The organism is Salinivibrio sp. ES.052 (assembly GCF_900141775.1).
GTDB lineage: Bacteria > Pseudomonadota > Gammaproteobacteria > Enterobacterales > Vibrionaceae > Salinivibrio.
Genome location: NZ_FSRI01000002.1, coordinates 323,410 through 340,205 on the forward strand (window position 1 = coordinate 323,410; position 16,796 = coordinate 340,205).

General features: G+C 49.2%; 15 protein-coding genes. 4 read left to right on the plus strand and 11 right to left on the minus strand.

The genetic code is table 11. The features are described from left to right. The 11 genes from mnmG to BUQ98_RS11200 all read right to left on the minus strand — a co-directional run bounded on the left by mnmG (position 1) and on the right by BUQ98_RS11200 (position 10,259). Entirely contained in the window at positions 1-1,890 is a 1,890-nt protein-coding gene (gene mnmG, locus BUQ98_RS11150) for a tRNA uridine-5-carboxymethylaminomethyl(34) synthesis enzyme MnmG (protein WP_074214217.1), read from the minus strand. Positions 1,891-2,283: 393 nt separating this feature from the next. Beyond that, positions 2,284-2,736: an FMN-binding protein MioC gene (gene mioC / locus BUQ98_RS11155; protein ID WP_074213902.1), complete on the minus strand. Its 453-nt coding sequence runs from the start codon at positions 2,734-2,736 to the stop codon at positions 2,284-2,286. A 66-nt stretch (positions 2,737-2,802) separates the two neighbouring features. Continuing rightward, on the minus strand, positions 2,803-3,903 hold the full coding sequence (locus BUQ98_RS11160; protein WP_074213903.1) for a GGDEF domain-containing protein: 1,101 nt from the start codon (positions 3,901-3,903) through the stop codon (positions 2,803-2,805). Positions 3,904-4,053: 150 nt separating this feature from the next. Next, the gene (gene mnmE, locus BUQ98_RS11165; RefSeq protein WP_074213904.1) at positions 4,054-5,418 is read right to left on the minus strand and encodes a tRNA uridine-5-carboxymethylaminomethyl(34) synthesis GTPase MnmE; all 1,365 of its coding nucleotides are present in this window, start codon (positions 5,416-5,418) and stop codon (positions 4,054-4,056) included. A gap of 99 nt (positions 5,419-5,517) precedes the next feature. After that, positions 5,518-7,131, minus strand: coding sequence for a membrane protein insertase YidC (gene yidC / locus BUQ98_RS11170; protein WP_074213905.1), 1,614 nt, complete (start codon positions 7,129-7,131; stop codon positions 5,518-5,520). A 2-nt stretch (positions 7,132-7,133) separates the two neighbouring features. After that, positions 7,134-7,394, minus strand: coding sequence for a membrane protein insertion efficiency factor YidD (gene yidD / locus BUQ98_RS11175; protein ID WP_074213906.1), 261 nt, complete (start codon positions 7,392-7,394; stop codon positions 7,134-7,136). Beyond that, complete coding sequence (gene rnpA / locus BUQ98_RS11180; protein ID WP_074213907.1) at positions 7,346-7,717, minus strand: ribonuclease P protein component; 372 nt, start codon at positions 7,715-7,717, stop codon at positions 7,346-7,348. Before rnpA ends, yidD begins: the two co-directional genes overlap by 49 nt. A gap of 13 nt (positions 7,718-7,730) precedes the next feature. Next, positions 7,731-7,865: a 50S ribosomal protein L34 gene (gene rpmH, locus BUQ98_RS11185; protein ID WP_025672864.1), complete on the minus strand. Its 135-nt coding sequence runs from the start codon at positions 7,863-7,865 to the stop codon at positions 7,731-7,733. Positions 7,866-8,072: 207 nt separating this feature from the next. Further along, positions 8,073-8,819, minus strand: a complete 747-nt coding sequence (locus BUQ98_RS11190; RefSeq protein WP_074213908.1) for an amino acid ABC transporter ATP-binding protein — start codon at positions 8,817-8,819, stop codon at positions 8,073-8,075. After that, entirely contained in the window at positions 8,816-9,487 is a 672-nt protein-coding gene (locus BUQ98_RS11195) for an amino acid ABC transporter permease (protein ID WP_074213909.1), read from the minus strand. The genes BUQ98_RS11190 and BUQ98_RS11195 overlap by 4 nt, the downstream gene beginning before the upstream one ends. A 58-nt stretch (positions 9,488-9,545) precedes the next feature. Then, positions 9,546-10,259 (minus strand): amino acid ABC transporter substrate-binding protein, encoded by a 714-nt coding sequence (locus tag BUQ98_RS11200; protein WP_371515119.1) that lies wholly within the window; start codon positions 10,257-10,259, stop codon positions 9,546-9,548. A 413-nt stretch (positions 10,260-10,672) separates the two neighbouring features. Here BUQ98_RS11200 and dnaA point away from each other — a divergent pair, with 413 nt between their 5' ends. Genes dnaA through gyrB form a run of 4 tightly spaced genes read left to right on the plus strand, consistent with a single transcriptional unit; the run spans position 10,673 to position 16,692 of the window. Further along, a complete protein-coding gene (gene dnaA, locus BUQ98_RS11205; protein WP_074213911.1) occupies positions 10,673-12,070 on the plus strand; it encodes a chromosomal replication initiator protein DnaA in 1,398 nt (465 codons plus the stop codon). A 2-nt stretch (positions 12,071-12,072) separates the two neighbouring features. Continuing rightward, positions 12,073-13,173, plus strand: coding sequence for a DNA polymerase III subunit beta (gene dnaN, locus BUQ98_RS11210; protein ID WP_074213912.1), 1,101 nt, complete (start codon positions 12,073-12,075; stop codon positions 13,171-13,173). Between the two features lie 3 nt (positions 13,174-13,176). After that, complete coding sequence (gene recF, locus BUQ98_RS11215) at positions 13,177-14,256, plus strand: DNA replication/repair protein RecF (RefSeq protein ID WP_074213913.1); 1,080 nt, start codon at positions 13,177-13,179, stop codon at positions 14,254-14,256. 18 nt (positions 14,257-14,274) lie between these two features. Beyond that, positions 14,275-16,692: a DNA topoisomerase (ATP-hydrolyzing) subunit B gene (gene gyrB, locus BUQ98_RS11220; protein WP_074213914.1), complete on the plus strand. Its 2,418-nt coding sequence runs from the start codon at positions 14,275-14,277 to the stop codon at positions 16,690-16,692. The last annotated feature ends 104 nt before the right edge of the window (positions 16,693-16,796 follow it).

Here is a 16,796-nt window from a genome sequence, read left to right on the forward strand (position 1 = left end):
TTATGCCCCTTTTTTCAGCATGCCTTGCTTTTTCAAGTGGACGAGTAAAATGGAGATCGCCGCAGGCGTTATCCCAGAAATTCGAGAGGCTTTCCCTACTGTTTCAGGACGAGCATCGGTCAACTTGCCTTTCACTTCGTTAGACAACCCTTTGATTTGATCGTAATTCAGATCAATGGGTAACTCGGTATTTTCATGACGTTGAGATTTCGCTATTTCATCTTGTTGGCGATCGATATAACCGGCATATTTGACCTGTATTTCGACCTGTTCACTCGCTTGTTGATCGGCGTGAGCCGGTTCAAAGCTCGGTAATGAAACGATATCTTGATAACGTAGCTCAGGGCGACGCAACAGATCCTCACCATTGGCTTCACGTGTCAGGGGCGTTTTGAGCATCGTGTTGAGCGCGGCCACGTCGTCAGAGTGTGGATGGATCCAAGTGCCGCGCAGGCGCTGACGCTCTTGCTCCATGTTTTCCATCTTCTGGTTAAATCGCGCCCAACGCACATCATCAACAAGACCCAATTCACGGCCTTTTTCGGTCAAACGCATGTCGGCGTTATCTTCCCGCAGTAATAAGCGATATTCAGCACGAGAAGTAAACATACGGTAGGGTTCTTGCGTCCCCATGGTAGAGAGATCGTCAATCAATACTCCCATATAGGCTTGATCACGACGAGGACTCCAACCTTCTTTGCCTTGCGCTTGTAGCGCTGCGTTACATCCAGCCAGTAAGCCTTGTGCCCCCGCTTCTTCATAGCCGGTGGTACCGTTAATTTGTCCCGCGAAGAATAGTCCGCTAATAAATTTGGTTTCTAAGGTGTGCTTGAGATCGCGCGGATCGAAGAAATCATATTCAATCGCATAGCCTGGGCGGATCACTTTGGCGTTTTCAAACCCTTTGATCGATTGAATGATCCCCATTTGCACATCAAACGGCAAGCTGGTGGAAATACCATTAGGATAGAGCTCATTACTGGTAAGCCCTTCAGGCTCAACAAATATCTGGTGCTTGTCTTTGTCGGCAAAGCGCATCACTTTGTCTTCAATTGATGGGCAGTAACGCGGCCCTATTCCTTCAATAACACCAGCATACATGGGGCTACGAGATAAATTATCTCGAATCACATCATGAGTTTTTTCATTGGTATAGGTGATATAACACGGCATTTGTTTAGGGTGATGGCTGACATCGCCTAGAAACGAAAACACGGGACAAGGGGTGTCACCATGTTGCGTTTGCATCACCGAAAAATCGACCGAGCGCGCATCAATGCGCGGTGGCGTCCCGGTTTTAAGTCGATCCACCCGGAAAGGCAGGGCGCGTAAACGATCCGCTAACTTATTTGAGGGGGGATCACCAGCACGGCCGCCTGAATAGTTATCCATGCCGATATGGATTTTTCCACCTAAGAATGTGCCTACGGTAAGCACTACCGTGGTAGCACTGAATTTTAGCCCCATTTCCGTTTCGACTCCAGTGACACGATCTTGATCAACGATCACATCAACAACGGCCTGCTGGAACAGAGATAAGTTGGGCGTATTTTCTAATACGTGGCGAATAGCGGCTTTGTATAATACTCGATCAGCTTGAGCTCGCGTAGCTCGAACCGCCGGTCCTTTCGATGCGTTTAACGTTCGAAACTGGATCCCGCCTTTGTCGATGGCTTGCGCCATTGCGCCGCCTAGAGCATCAATTTCTTTTACCAGGTGTCCTTTCCCGATCCCACCAATCGCTGGGTTACACGACATTTGTCCCAATGTGTCGATATTATGGGTGAGCAACAGCGTTCTTTGATTCATCCGTGCCGCTGCCAATGCCGCTTCGGTACCAGCATGGCCACCACCGACAATGATGACGTCAAAGTGATCCTGGTAAAACATGATTAAAGCCTCAACCTGGTTAAGTGTTTGCGCATGAACTAAGCAAAAGGGGCGACATTCTAGCGCTTTTTCTCTCAACTGGGAACCAAACCTTGATCCTGATCTTCTTTATGCTTTCGCTCTATATATATAAGATCTTTATATAGATCCTTTATTAGATCTACTACTAAGGAAGAGGATCTTAGTGGATAAGTGGAAAAAGATCATTGAGATCAGGGATCTTGATAGGATCACTTTCTGTGGGCGGCCTTGGATCGGATCCTGTATCACCTGGGATCAAAACGACACTTTATCCACAAGGAGGGGGAGGGGGTAAAACTATCAAATGGATAACTAAAGGAAGATCACTGGGTTATTCCTTAGTTATCCACAGATTGATTGGTTAATTATTGCTCAGTTAGACGCGTTGAGTAACGGCATCCAGTCTGTTAACCAGCGTTCAGCTTCATCTTCTGGAACGGGATGCGCTTGTATATCGATGTCTATACGCTCGCCAATTTTAATGGCTCCTAGATCTTGTAATAGGGCATCAGCTTTTGCCCCAGCTTCACAGAAAGTATCGTAGCTGGAATCACCGATCCCGACGACGCCATATTGCACATCACGCAGCATAGGCCGCTCAGAAAGTAACTGATCGATTAATGGAGCAATGTTTTCCGGGAAATCACCAGCACCGTGGGTTGAGGTGATAATCAGCAAGGTGCTAGCACTGAGCACATCGTCCATGATCCCTTCATTAATTACGTTGGTTTGGTGGCCTTTCGCTTGGAGTAATTCTGATAGGTGATCGCCAACGTATTCTGCGCCGCCTAAAGTGCTGCCTGTGATAATGGTTATATTTGCCATATTATCCTCGTCATTAAGGGTCTCGCGTCTAGTATTTAGACCTTACTTCAAGGAGTCAATTGCTGCTTAAACTGCGTGAGTTTCTACGGGTTGACTTAACTGGCATACACATTGATTACCTCCTGCTTGCTTGGCTTCTGCCATGGCTTTGCAGGCTTGATCGATTAGGTTGATGAATGGGCAGATCCCTGAAAAGTGCTGGACGATACCAATAGATACGCTAAACGCATGGGCACCCGCATTGAATGTAAAGGGGGTGTCGGCGATGGCTCGCTGACATTGGACGGCCCACTTGGGAGCGCAGGAACAGTCATTATCTACCAGCATCACCAAAAATTGGTCCGCGTGAGTTCGGCTAAGGATGGCGTTATCTGGAAGGTGGCGTTTTAACACACGGGCAATGAACTGTAAGCTTTCATCGCCTATTTTATGTCCATAGTTAGCATTGAATTGATGAAAGTGATCAAGGTTTATACAGAGCAGCGCCATGGGCTTATTGGGCGAAGAGTGCTGTCGAGCGTTCACTTGGCGATAAAACTGTGTGGCATTCCACGTCTGAGCTAACGGCTCGCGTTGAGCCGATTGGCGAGCTTGTTGGTTGATGGTATAGAGATCATGGAGGTAAAAATCCATCAGAATCACTGATAGTGCAATGAATACTAACACGACACTTAAATAGATTGTTTTTGCGTTTAAACTGGATAAAACAGCCAAAGGATCAGGGGACGGCAGTACCTGTATCGAGAACATCAAGACAATGGCTGTGATGGATAAACCATAGCGAGCAATGCGGTCATGAGGCTCAAAAAGCAGTAAAACGATGGTGGGTGAGACTAACAATAAAAGCTCATTTTGGCTTTGTGCCGCAAACACCCAGTAAGACATGATGAATTGTTGGGCGAAGAATACAAAAAAGAGATAGTAGCGCGCAATATACCAACGTCCTGCTTTCATGAGTCCCCATGTCAACGCATAAAGTGCACCATATACCAGGTTATGCCAGGCTGCCAGTGGGGTCTGAAAAGCCAGCCAATACATGGTGGAAAAGATCAGGGTTCCTACTACGCAAATGAGCGTCAGCAAATTGGTCATCCGGATCTGATGCCGCATTAATTGATTATGGTCGGTCAGTCCAATCGATAATATTGGGTTTAAACTTGCTAGCATTTCACCTCCGTCTACATCTCGTTATAGCGTAGCCGATCGTGGTGAAAACTATGGGGATAACTTATGATCTAATCATGAGGATAAGGACGATCAATGCAGTTATGAGCAGGGATCCTTTGAAAAAGGATCCCGTGATCAGGCTGGGGATAATTATTTACCGATACAAAATGAGGAGAAGATTTTCCCCAATAAATCATCGGCACTAAACTCGCCGGTAATGGTATTGAGATACTGTTGGGTGAGACGTAATTCTTCAGCCAGAATTTCCCCCGCCATATAGCCCTCGAGCTGAGCTTGACCAATATCGAGGTGCTGTGCAGCGCTGGCAAGGGCATCCAAGTGACGGCGACGCGCCATGAAACCACCCTCACTGCCCCCTGCGTAACCCATGCAGGCTTTTAAGTGCTGACGCAATGCATCGACACCCTGACCAGTTTTGGCGCTAAGACGGATAAGGCTTGGTTCGCTGATATCGCATTGTCCCATAGACTCGCCGGTCATATCGGCTTTGTTACGAATGACCGTCATCCCCATTTCTTGCGGTAAGCGGGAGACAAAGTCTGGCCAGATCTCAGCAGGATGAGTGGCGTCGGTTGTCGTACCATCGACCATAAACAAGACACGGTCAGCTTGTTCTATTTCTTCCCATGCCCGCTCGACGCCGATGCGTTCCACTTCATCAGATGCTTCGCGTAAGCCGGCAGTATCAATAATGTGGAGCGGCATACCTTCAATATGAATATGCTCGCGCAGGACATCGCGTGTTGTCCCTGCAATGTCGGTAACAATCGCACTGTCTTTACCTGATAACGCATTGAGCAAACTAGATTTTCCGGCGTTGGGGCGGCCTGCGATCACCACTTTCATTCCCTCACGCATAATTGTCCCTTGGTTGGCTTCTTTGCGCAGTGTGGCGAGGTGCTCGATAATCTGCGTGAGATCGCTGGCGACTTTGCCATCGGAGAGAAAGTCGATTTCTTCATCGGGAAAGTCAATCGCGGCTTCAACGTAAATACGCAAGTGAATGACTTTTTCCACCAGCGCGTTCACCTGACGAGAGAAGGCGCCTTGCAGCGATTGCAAGGCCGAGCGGGCGGCCTGCTCGGAGCTGGCATCAATTAAGTCGGCAATGGCTTCAGCTTGTGCAAGATCTAACTTATCGTTTAAAAACGCCCGTTCAGAAAACTCACCGGGCCGAGCGGCACGCACCCCTGAAAAGGCACTGATACGCTGAATAAGCATGTCCATGATCACTGGGCCTCCATGGCCTTGCAGTTCAAGCACATCCTCGCCTGTGAACGAATGAGGGCCTTTAAAGAATAAAGCAATGCCCTGATCGATAGGTTGACCCTCTTGGTCGAGAAAGGGCAAATAATCTGCACGACGGGGTGCCAGATCACGTCCCGTCATGTTGGTACCAATCTCATGGGCGAGCGGGCCAGACACGCGGACAATTCCTACGCCGCCGCGGCCAGTTGCCGTGGCTTGTGCCACGATAGTGTCGGTTTGAGCCATAGTGCACACTCTTTATTTCAATAACAGGCCCGAAGGCGATAAACGACAAAAAAGGCGACCGCCGGGTCGCCTTTTTATTATTGCTTGACGCGGCCTCAGTTACGAGCGGGAATGCAGGCCTTTTTTCTCCAGCGACTTGTAAATTAAGGTTTGCTGGATCAGCGTAACGATATTCGACACCAACCAGTATAGAACCAAGCCGGATGGGAAGAACAAGAAGAAGACGGTAAAGACCACGGGCATAAAGGTCATGATCTTCTGCTGCATCGGATCCGTGACTGTCGTTGGGCTCATCTTCTGGATAAGGAACATCGATGCCCCCATCAGCAATGGCAACACATAGAAAGGGTCTTGTGCTGACAAGTCTTGAATCCAACCAAAGAAAGGCGCGTGACGCAGCTCTACCGATTCCATCAATGCCCAATAGAGTGCAATGAATATCGGCATTTGCAGGACAAGCGGAAGACAGCCACCCAGCGGGTTCACTTTTTCACGCTTGTACAGCTCCATCATTTCTTGGCTCATGCGCTGACGGTCGTCACCAATGCGCTCTTTCATTTCTTGCAGTTTAGGCTGCAGCATCCGCATTTTGGCCATGGAGGTATACTGCGCTTTGGTCAGCGGGTACATGGCACCACGAACGATGAAGGTCAGCATGATGATGGCCAGACCCCAGTTACCCACAAAGGTCTGGATGGTTGAAAGTAACCAGTGCAGCGGTTTAGCGATAAACCACAGCCAGCCGTAGTCGACCACTAAATCTAAGCTTGGTGCTACCGCGGCCATCTGCTCTTGTAGCTTAGGGCCTACCCACAAGGTTGCTGTCAGCGTCTTGCTGGTGCCAGCGGTAATGGTATCGCTGGTTTTAGTTTGAATATAACCGTATTGTGACGTAGTACGCGTGCTCAACACATTATTGTCCGCACGTGGGATCCACGCGGTAGCAAAATAGTGTTGAATCATTGCGGCCCAACCTTGATCAAAGGTCACGTTGAGATTTTTGCTTTCCATATCATCAAAGCTGTATTTCTCGTAACGCTTGTCGTCGGTTGAGTACGCCCCGCCGCGGTAAGTCGGCATGGTTAAACTACCCCCATCATCAAGCAGGTTTTGCTTGAGCTGGGTGTACATGGTGACACTGGCGTTGGCATCGGTTTGGTTATCGATAGTGTGCTCAACATCCACCGCATAACTACCACGCTTAAACACAAAGGTCTTGGTGTAAGTTATCCCGTCCTTTTCGACTGTCATTGGCACACGTAAGGTGTCTTCTGAGTCTGAAAGAGAGAAGTCGCTTTGCGCCACCTGGTATTGAGCGCGCCCTTCGGCGGTATCAATGCCATTGGCACCAATCAATCCACTTTGAGCCACGAAGGTGTGATCAGGTTTGCTATGCAGCAGGGTGAAGGCATTGTCAGAGTCCAACTCAGCGTCATATTGTGGAAGCTCTGCATGGACAACATCACCGCCTTGCGTATCAATTTTAAGCGTTAATACGTCGGTTTTAATGGTGACGAGCTTGTCAGAGACAGGCTGTGCATCAAGAGACGTGGTATCACTGTCACTGCTGCTTGGCACGTCACTGTGAGTGGTTTGCTGCTGCTCAACGCCCTGTCCCTGCGGCTGCGGGGATTCTGGTTTGCTCCATTCCATGTATAGCATGAAAGAAACGAACAATAGGGCAATCAACAGGATATTGCGTTGGGAATCCATTGTTAATTGTCTCTGTTATGGTGGTCGCAAGGCGGCACAGGATCGTAACCGCCATCATTCATAGGGTGGCATTTTAATAGACGTTTGCCTGCCAACCAACACCCTTTTATCACACCATGGGATTGAATCGCCATGATGGCGTACTGGGAGCAAGTCGGTGTGAACCGGCATCGTGGTCCAATTAATGGACTAATAACCAGTTGGTATCCCCGAATCAGCGCGATGAGCGCTTTTTGCGCGGCGGTCGCGACAAACGTTGCCATAACTTGTCCAATTCGTCTCGTAGCGCTTGATTACTCAGGTTGTTGGCACTTTTTTTCGCGATAACCACAAAATCTTTCGCCGGCAGTTGATGCTGACGTAAACGAAAGCTCTCGCGAACCGTGCGTTTAAAGCGGTTACGATCAACGGCAAGTTTGATTTGCTTTTTCGGTACAGCTTGACCGAGACGTGGGTGGTCGAGCGCGTTATTTCTGGCGAGAATAGTTAAGTGCGGCGAACCTGCGCGATGCGGTTGCTGGAAGACGGCACTGAAATGTTCGGGAGTTAGCAGACGTAACTCCCGAGGATAAGCGAGCTTATTCACAAATCACTGCGGATTATTTAGAAAGCTGCTTGCGGCCTTTCGCACGGCGAGCGGCAATGACCTTACGGCCGTTCTTAGTCGCCATGCGCGCACGGAAACCGTGAGTGCGCTTACGCTTTAGAACTGAAGGTTGAAAAGTGCGTTTCATGGTTTCTACCTTATTACTGATCAGTGTTAGGTTTGTTAACCCGACGTGGGAGGGTAGCAGTATGCTAGTTTCCGACGCCTCTCAACAAAGAGGGCGGATTGTAGCCATTGACTAACGATTAGTCAATCACTAACCAACGCCATTCCGGGGCGTGAATTATAAGCGCTTGGGTGGAGATCGCAAGGATCCTTGTGCATCGTTTACAAATTAAGGCGCAATCCCGACTTGATTCAGAAACTTATGCAAACGAGGATCGTCGCAATGGTTAAATAACCAATCTGGTGACCCTTCCGCGATCACATGGCCGTTATTCATAAATACCACCCGATCGGCCACATCTCTTGCAAACTGCATCTCATGAGTCACCACCAGCATGGTTTGGTGCCGTGTCGCGAGCTTTTTCATTAGCGCCAAGACTTCGCCGACCCATTCAGGATCAAGCGCTGATGTGGGTTCATCAAATAGTAGGAGTTCCGCTTCTAGTGCCATGGCTCGCCCTATTCCAACTCGTTGTTGTTGGCCACCTGAGAGCGAGGCAGGGTAGTGATCCCCTTTATCGCCAAGACCAATATCATCCAAAATTTGCTGGGCGCGTTGGCGAGCCTTATCTTTTGCCCATCCTTTAACGGTGCGTAGTCCTTCGGCTATATTATCGCGCGCATTGAGGTGGGCAAACAAAGCATAGTTTTGAAACACAAAGCCGGTTTGACGGCGTAAGGCTAAAATATCTTGCTTGCGGGTCGCGGTGTTGCCGCTGTCGATACGCTGATCGCCGATTTCAATCACCCCTTGTTCCGCACGCTCTAAAAAGTTAATGCAGCGCAATAACGTGGACTTACCTGTGCCACTGGGGCCGATAATGCAGACAATTTCGCCGCGCTCGATAGTGAGATCGATGCCATCAAGCACCGCGATCCCTTGATAGATTTTTTTCAGGTTTTCTATCTTTATCATCGTTGATACGCCTTGTTCAGGTGTGCCTCGGCCCAATATTGGACACGGGTAAGTGCAACCACGACAGCCCAATAAATCAGGGCAACAGCCAAGTAAGCTTCAAAGAACTTAAAGCTAGAAGACGCTTCCATTTGAGCTTGCGCCATGATTTCTGCGACCCCGAGTGTGAAGGCAAGCGACGTGGCTTTAATCATATCGATGAAATAATTCATTAAAGAAGGCAAAGCAATGCGCACGGCCTGCGGCAAGATAATACGCTGCATCGCCTGACGAGTGGTCATTCCCACGGCGAGACTGGCTTCCATCTGACTGCGGTCGACGCCCGTAATCGCGGCTCGAATAGACTCTGCCATATACGAGGAAAAATGAAGGCTGATGCCAATGACCGCTGCCGTAAACGCTTCCATTCCTACTAAACTAGGGATGACCTGCGGTAAGCCATAATAGAGCAGGAACAGTTGTACCAATAAAGGTGTACCACGGAAGAAGCTGATAAAAACTTGCGCTAAACCGTTAAGCACCGGCACGCGAAAGACGCGGATTAAAGCTATTGCGACCGCTAACGCAAGGGCGAATATCAGTCCTAATATGGCCATTTCCATGGTGATCCCCAAATAGCGAAGCAATAGGGGGAACAAGGAGGCCATGTAATCGAAATCAAACGCCATGAGTGTCCTTTAAACCAAAAAAGCCCGCCAGCGCGGGCTTATAAGTGTTAGTAAATACTTACTTCTGAGTGACGTTACCGCCAAACCACTTGGTTGAGATTTCAGCCAAGGTGCCGTCTTCACGCATTGCCTCTAGTGCGGTGTTAACGTCATTACGCAAGCGTAGCCCACGTTCTGAGTCAACAAACGGCCAAGCGTTAGCAATGGTTTCAAAAGGTTGACCCGCTAATTGTAGGGGCAAGCCCGACTCTTTGATCAATTGTAGTGCGGAGAGGCGGTCCATAATAAAGGCGTCGGCACGGCCCAGAGCCACATCGTGTTCAATCCCGGTTTCATAGGTTTTAATATTGATATTATCAGCCGCTGGGTGCTCGCGTAATAGCTGCTCAAAGTTCGACCCCAAGTTAACGGCAACGGTTTTGCCTTTTAGATCGGACACGGCGTTAATGGCATCATTACCTTTACGTACCGTGATTTGCGCGCCGTCAACCACATAAGGGTCGGTGAACAGATACTTTGCCTGGCGTTCATCGGTAATGGTAATTTGATTAGAGATGGTGTCGATACGACCGGTTTGTAAAAGACCAAATAGGCCGGAGAAGTTAGCGGTCACATACTCCACCTGATAGTCATTACGACGGCCTATCTCATCCCACAGGTCGACTTCAAACCCTTGTAGTTGGTCTTGCTTGACAAAGGTGAAGGGAAAATAGCGGCCAGACATGCCCACTTTTACCGTTTCAGAGGCAAAAGCGGGAACCGAAATAACCATGCTCAGGCTGAGCAGGGTGTTGATAATCCATTTACTCATGAAATGCTCCGTAATAACCACATCAATATTGATAATATGCGTAATATAGAGTGATATCGCGGTCTGCGAGAAATACCTTGTTGTTATGAGTAATAACGTATTAACAGGCTTTCCCTCGATCCGATGAATGCGCACTGTTTTGTGGAAACATCGTGGATTGATGGATGCGAGCGGGATCTCTTGTCGGGTATTATGTGGGCAATATTGTGAGTAAAAAGCGAGTAGGCTGTGGTGATCTCGACGATATCTGTGGGATCTATGTGAATAAGTCGGATCTTATTCACTGATTTCGGGATCTTGTGGGTGGCGATCTGAGTGCGACAGGAGTACCATTATGACCTTTTCCTTTTCGGTATAACTGCGTGGAGTCAAACGTGTCATCATCGCTTTGGTTGCAGTGTCTTGAACGTCTTCAAGATGATTTACCTGCAACAGAATTCAGTATGTGGGTGCGGCCACTTCAAGCCGAGCTCAATGACAATACGTTGACCCTGTTTGCCCCTAACCGTTTTGTGCTTGATTGGGTGCGAGATAAATATTTGCATCAGATAAATCAACTACTGAATGAGTTTTGTGGCGTCGACGTGCCCATGCTGCGCTTTGAAGTGGGCAGCAAACCCGTCGCGGCCGCTCCGCAAGCAGCGCCTGCAGGGCCGGCTTCTGCCCCTGCTCCTCAGCAAATGGCCCCGGCGCCCAACCGAGGACGTGTGTGGGAGCCTGCGCCATCACCTGTCCAATCGGATGTGAACCATCGTTCTAACGTTAACCCAAAGCATCAGTTTAATAACTTTGTGGAAGGTAAATCGAACCAGCTCGCGCTGGCGGCTGCGCGCCAGGTCTCGGGAAATCCGGGAGCAGCGTATAATCCGCTGTTTTTGTATGGTGGGACCGGCCTGGGTAAAACGCACTTACTGCATGCCGTAGGCAATGCCATCTCTGATCGAAAAGCGGATGCACGCGTGGTGTATATGCACTCCGAGCGCTTTGTGCAAGATATGGTTAAGGCGCTGCAAAATAATGCTATCGAAGAATTTAAACGTTACTACCGCAGCGTCGATGCTTTGTTGATCGATGACATTCAATTTTTTGCCAATAAAGAGCGCTCGCAGGAAGAGTTTTTCCATACCTTTAATGCGTTGCTAGAAGGCAATCAGCAAATCATCCTGACATCTGATCGTTATCCGAAAGAAATTAACGGGGTGGAAGACCGATTGAAGTCGCGCTTTGGTTGGGGGTTAACGGTCGCAATAGAGCCACCTGAATTGGAAACGCGTGTGGCGATCTTGATGAAAAAAGCCGAAGACCACGCGATTCGTCTGCCGGATGAAGTCGCCTTCTTTATTGCTAAGCGGTTGCGCTCGAATGTCCGTGAGCTAGAAGGGGCGCTTAACCGTGTCATCGCCAATGCCAACTTTACCGGCCGTGCGATCACTATTGATTTTGTCCGCGAGGCATTACGCGATTTGCTCGCGTTGCAAGAAAAGCTGGTCACCATCGATAATATTCAGAAAACCGTCGCTGAATATTATAAAATCAAGATGGCGGATTTGTTATCCAAGCGTCGGTCTCGCTCGGTGGCACGCCCACGGCAAATGGCGATGGCGCTGTCGAAAGAGCTGACCAACCACAGCTTACCGGAAATTGGTGATGCATTTGGCGGTCGTGACCATACCACGGTGTTGCACGCGTGCCGTAAGATTGAGCAGCTGCGTGAAGAAAGTCACGATATTAAAGAAGATTACTCTAACCTGATTCGAACATTGTCGTCCTAATTATGAAATTTATTCTTACGCGTGAGCAGCTACTTCAACCGCTGCAACAAGTCTCTGGGGCTTTAGGTGGGCGCAGTACCTTACCGATCTTAAGCAATCTTTTGATTGAAGTCGCCGACCAGCAACTGAAGCTAACCGCCACTGATATGGAGGTGGAGCTGAATGCAACGGCACCGTTGGAAGGGGAGCATCTAAATGGTGCTGTCACCGTGCCTTCGCGTAAGTTCATGGACATTATTAAAGGGCTACACAGCGAAGCCCGTATCACGGTGACTCAAGAAAGCGATCGCGTGGTGGTCCGTGCGGGACGAAGCCGCTTTACCTTGTCAACGCTGCCTGCCAGTGACTATCCCAATATTGAGGACTGGCAAGCTGAAGTCAGTCTACAGCTTGCGCAAAACAAGCTCGGTCATTTGATCGATGCAACGCAATTTTCCATGGCCAACCAAGATGTTCGCTATTACCTGAACGGTTTGTTGTTTGAAACCGATGGCCAGACACTACGCACCGTGGGGACGGATGGTCACCGGATGGCAGTCTGTCATCTGATGATGGAAGACAGTGTTCCCGCACAACAAGTGATTGTTCCGCGTAAAGGGGTGAGCGAGCTGGCGCGTTTGCTCGATGATAGCGATTACCCGGTTAATATTCAGATTGGGTCATCTAATATTCGCGCGGTGGTCGGTAATGTCACCTTCACGTCTAAGCTGGTGGATGGGCGATTCCCTGATTACCGTCGGGTGCTTCCCCAGTCAACATCACGAACATTGGAGGTTGATTGCGCGGAGATCAAACAAGCCCTTTCCTTGGCGGCCGTGTTATCCAATGAGAAGTTTCGTGGTGTGCGGATGAACATCGACGGCAGTGAGCTTCGGATTTCCGCCAATAATCCAGAGCAAGAAGAAGCGGAAGAGTTCTTAGAAGTCGATTATCAAGGGGAACCGATTGAAATCGGCTTTAACGTCAGTTATGTCCTCGATGTGCTCAATGTCTTGCGCTGTGACAAAGTGCGCTTTTCGATGACCGATGCCGTGGGCAGTACCTTGATTGAGGATTGTGATCGCGATGACGCCATGTATGTCGTGATGCCAATTCGCCTCTAGGTTATGGCGCTCACCCGATTGGTCATTCATGACTTTAGAAATATTGAAGCCTGCGATATCGAACTGTCGTCAGGCTTTAACTTTTTAATTGGTGCCAATGGCAGCGGTAAAACCAGTGTTTTGGAAGCCATTCACTTTCTAGGCCACGGTCGCTCGTTTCGTAGTGCCCTCAACAGCCGCGTCATTCGTCATCAACAGCCTAGCTTAACCGTGCATGGACGGGTAAGAACCCAAGATGGGATCTTGCTTCCGGTCGGCATTCAAAAGCGCCGAGATGGCAGTACCGATGTTAAAATAGGCCAAGAAAAAGGGCAAAAGCTGGTGGCCTTGGCCAAAGTGCTGCCGTTACAGTTGATTACCCCTGAAGGATTTGAACTGTTAACCGATGGGCCAAAGTTTCGCCGATCCTTTATCGATTGGGGCGTTTTTCACTCCCAACCAGGCTTTTTTGATGCTTGGACGCGGGTGAAGCGGCTCACTAAGCAGCGGAACGCTGCGCTAAAAACCGCACGTCACTACCGTGATATTCAAGTCTGGGATACAGAGCTTGCTAGCCTTGCTGAGCAGATTAGTCAATGGCGGGAAGCCTATGTGGAGGCCGTTTCCGCGCGTGCCACCGCACTATGCCAGGCGTTTTTGCCGGAGTTTTCCATTCAGTTTCGGTTTTATCAGGGCTGGGAGCGAGGCGCAGATTACCAAGCGTTGTTGGCTGCGAATTTTGAGCGTGACCAACAAATGGGCTACACGGTATCGGGGCCACACAAAGCAGATTTACGCATTAAAGTCGCGGGAACTCCGGTCGACGATGTGCTCTCTCGGGGGCAATTAAAATTGATGGTCTGTGCGCTTCGGCTCGCACAAGGCCAGTTATATAGTGAAGAGCAAGGCATCGCCTGTATCTACCTGATCGATGACTTTGCGTCTGAATTAGACAGTCGCCGTCGGGCACTGCTGGCTAGCGAACTCACCCGTATCGGGGCCCAGGTCTTTGTCAGCGCCATTAGTGCCGATCAAGTCGCGGAAATTTGCGACGAAAAGAGTAAGATGTTTCATGTGGAACATGGCAAAATTAACGCAGGATAAATAAGCGAGAGTAACTCAATGTCCAACGAATACGATTCATCGAGTATCAAGGTACTGAAGGGCTTGGATGCCGTCCGTAAGCGTCCGGGAATGTATATCGGCGACACCGACGACGGTACCGGCCTACACCATATGGTGTTTGAGGTGGTCGATAACTCGATCGATGAAGCACTGGCCGGACATTGTAACGATATCGTGACCACCATTCACGAAGACGGCTCTGTGTCGGTCCGCGATGATGGTCGTGGTATCCCTGTTGATATCCATGAAGAAGAGGGGGTGTCGGCCGCCCAAGTTATCATGACCGTGCTGCACGCCGGGGGGAAATTTGATGATAACTCTTATAAAGTCTCTGGTGGGTTACACGGTGTGGGTGTCTCGGTAGTTAACGCTCTGTCAGAAAAGCTTGAGTTAACGATTTGGCGTAATGGCCACGCCCACCAACTCAATTTCTCTCACGGTGAGCCACTTGGTCCCTTGGTGGAAATGGGAGAAACTGAGCAAACCGGTACCCGCATTCGCTTTTGGCCGAGTGAAGAAACTTTCACGGATATTAACTTCAACTACGAGATTTTAGCCAAGCGTTTACGTGAACTGTCCTTCCTTAACTCGGGTGTGTCGATTCGATTGGTCGACGAGCGAGAAGAAGACAAATCAGATCACTTTAAATATGAAGGCGGTATTCGAGCATTTGTTGAGCATCTTAACAACAAAAAAACATCAATCCACCCCTCTGTTTTTCATTTTGAGCACATGCGCGAAGACGGTGTGAGCGTCGAAGTGGCTATGCAGTGGAATGATGGCTATCAAGAAAACATCTACTGCTTTACCAACAATATACCTCAGCGCGATGGGGGGACGCACTTGGCGGGGTTCCGTGGGGCACTGACGCGTACCTTGAACAGCTTTATGGATAAAGAAGGTTATTCAAAGAAAGCCAAAGCTGCGACCTCGGGCGATGACGCGCGAGAGGGGCTGACCGCCGTGGTATCGGTTAAGGTTCCGGACCCTAAATTCTCGAGCCAAACCAAAGACAAGTTGGTGTCATCCGAAGTGAAGTCAGCGGTCGAGTCGGCGATGAGCAGCCACCTTTCTGACTTCTTGATTGAGCATCCAGCGGATGCCAAAGTGGTTTGCACCAAGATTATTGATGCAGCACGTGCACGTGATGCAGCACGTAAAGCACGCGAAATGACTCGCCGTAAAGGCGCGTTGGATTTAGCGGGCCTTCCCGGCAAGCTTGCTGATTGCCAGGAAAAAGATCCGGCGCTATCTGAACTCTACATTGTGGAGGGTGACTCTGCAGGCGGCTCAGCCAAGCAGGGGCGCAACCGTAAGAACCAAGCTATTTTGCCGCTCAAAGGTAAGATCCTCAACGTCGAGAAAGCCCGCTTTGATAAAATGCTCTCTTCACAAGAAGTCGCAACACTTATCACGGCTATGGGGTGTGGTATTGGTCGCGAAGAGTACGATCCCGATAAACTGCGCTATCACAGCATTATCATCATGACCGATGCTGACGTCGATGGCTCGCACATTCGTACGTTGTTATTGACCTTCTTCTATCGTCAAATGCCTGAGTTGATCGAACGCGGCTATATCTATATTGCCCAGCCACCGCTTTATAAAGTGAAAAAGGGCAAGCAAGAGCAATACATCAAAGATGATGAAGCGATGGAGCAATACCAAGTCGCATTAGCATTAGAAAATGCGTCCTTGTTTGTTCACCCAGAAGCGCCTGCGATGCATGGCGAATCGCTTGAAAAACTGGTCAAGGAATACAACGGTGTGCTGAAGCTTATCCAGCGGATGAAGCGTCGTTATCCAGCCTCCTTGCTGAATGAACTCCTTTATCAACCACGCTTGTCAGTCGATGGTTTACGTGATGAATGGGCAGCCAAACAATGGGTCGAAAACATTGTCGGAATTCTAAACCGCAAGTCGACAGGGGAGAGCCACTACCAAGCATCATGCCGGTTGGATGAAGAACACCAAGTGTGGGTGCCTGAGCTGGTGGTTCGGACCCATGGTGTCGATTATAAATACCTGGTTAGCTACGACTTCCTCAATTCGAAAGAGTACGGCCGCATCGCCAGCCTGTCGGAAACGCTGAATGATTTACTGAATGAAGGTGCTTACGTGAAACGTGGCGAGCGCACGCAGTCGGTTGAAACATTTGAGCAGGCGTTAAATTGGTTGATCAAAGAGTCGACGCGTGGTGTATCACGTCAACGCTATAAAGGTTTGGGTGAAATGAACCCTGACCAACTATGGGAAACCACCATGGATCCTGAAGGGCGTCGAATGATGCAGGTCACCATTCATGATGCGGTTGCCGCTGACGAGCTCTTTACTACTTTGATGGGTGATCAAGTAGAGCCACGTCGTGCCTTTATTGAGAATAATGCACTGAAAGTGGAAAATCTCGACGTTTAGATCGACTAATCAATCGTTTATACCTCTATTAAGGCCAGCTTTGCTGGCCTTTTTCATGCTTGTTTGCGACTAAATTCTCATATTGTTACTGTTTTTATATACAG

Excerpts from the sequence above, each read along its gene's own strand:
- mnmG (WP_074214217.1), bottom strand. The coding sequence starts at position 1,890 with ATGTTTTACCAGGATCACTTTGACGTCATCATTGTCGGTGGTGGCCAT.
- mioC (WP_074213902.1), bottom strand. The coding sequence starts at position 2,736 with ATGGCAAATATAACCATTATCACAGGCAGCACTTTAGGCGGCGCAGAA.
- BUQ98_RS11160 (WP_074213903.1), bottom strand. The coding sequence starts at position 3,903 with ATGCTAGCAAGTTTAAACCCAATATTATCGATTGGACTGACCGACCAT.
- mnmE (WP_074213904.1), bottom strand. The coding sequence starts at position 5,418 with ATGGCTCAAACCGACACTATCGTGGCACAAGCCACGGCAACTGGCCGC.
- yidC (WP_074213905.1), bottom strand. The coding sequence starts at position 7,131 with ATGGATTCCCAACGCAATATCCTGTTGATTGCCCTATTGTTCGTTTCT.
- yidD (WP_074213906.1), bottom strand. The coding sequence starts at position 7,394 with ATGGCAACGTTTGTCGCGACCGCCGCGCAAAAAGCGCTCATCGCGCTG.
- rpmH (WP_025672864.1), bottom strand. The coding sequence starts at position 7,865 with ATGAAACGCACTTTTCAACCTTCAGTTCTAAAGCGTAAGCGCACTCAC.
- BUQ98_RS11190 (WP_074213908.1), bottom strand. The coding sequence starts at position 8,819 with ATGATAAAGATAGAAAACCTGAAAAAAATCTATCAAGGGATCGCGGTG.
- BUQ98_RS11195 (WP_074213909.1), bottom strand. The coding sequence starts at position 9,487 with ATGGCGTTTGATTTCGATTACATGGCCTCCTTGTTCCCCCTATTGCTT.
- BUQ98_RS11200 (WP_371515119.1), bottom strand. The coding sequence starts at position 10,259 with ATGGTTATTTCGGTTCCCGCTTTTGCCTCTGAAACGGTAAAAGTGGGC.
- dnaN (WP_074213912.1), top strand. The coding sequence starts at position 12,073 with ATGAAATTTATTCTTACGCGTGAGCAGCTACTTCAACCGCTGCAACAA.
- recF (WP_074213913.1), top strand. The coding sequence starts at position 13,177 with ATGGCGCTCACCCGATTGGTCATTCATGACTTTAGAAATATTGAAGCC.
- gyrB (WP_074213914.1), top strand. The coding sequence starts at position 14,275 with ATGTCCAACGAATACGATTCATCGAGTATCAAGGTACTGAAGGGCTTG.